A 576-nucleotide genomic window follows, 5' to 3' on the forward strand; every position below is an offset into this window, starting at 1 on the left:
GCGTATCGGACAAAATGGTGATCGGCCTTATCGCTGGTGGCCCAGAAGCGATACTAAAAGCCAAAGAAGGTGCAGAAGACTCACCTCAACTTGGTGAGCAAGATTTAAAGGATATCGACTTCAGCAGCAATGATGTACTGGTAGGAATCGCAGCAAGTGGTCGTACACCTTATGTGATTGGCGGTTTGGAATACGCGAATACGATTGGTGCAACTACCGTTGCGTTGTCGTGCAATCCGGATTCTCCTATCGCAGATATTGCTGATATCGCAATAAGTCCCGTTGTTGGCCCAGAAGCCTTGACGGGGTCCACTCGCTTAAAATCAGGCACCGCTCAAAAGTTGGTGCTCAACATGCTCACTACAGCAAGTATGATCCGTTTAGGAAAGAGCTACCAAAACTTGATGGTGGACGTGAAAGCGACCAACAACAAATTGGTCGCGCGTGCTGCTCGCATTGTTATGCAGGCGACGGAGTGCACTAAAGAAGAGGCAACCGAGGTACTTAAGCAGACCAATTATGAGGTGAAACTGGCAATCTTAATGATCTTGACCGATCTTGATATCGAGTCCGCAC

1 protein-coding gene is annotated in these 576 nt (G+C 48.3%); it reads left to right on the top strand.

Going from position 1 to position 576, the window contains the following annotated elements; translation table 11 throughout:
- Positions 1 to 576 (top strand): N-acetylmuramic acid 6-phosphate etherase (locus R7Z47_RS26060; protein ID WP_318130928.1); only part of this gene is annotated, 576 nt, incomplete at both ends.

It is taken from the genome of Vibrio sp. 1641, assembly GCF_033339995.1.
Lineage (GTDB): Bacteria > Pseudomonadota > Gammaproteobacteria > Enterobacterales > Vibrionaceae > Vibrio > Vibrio alginolyticus.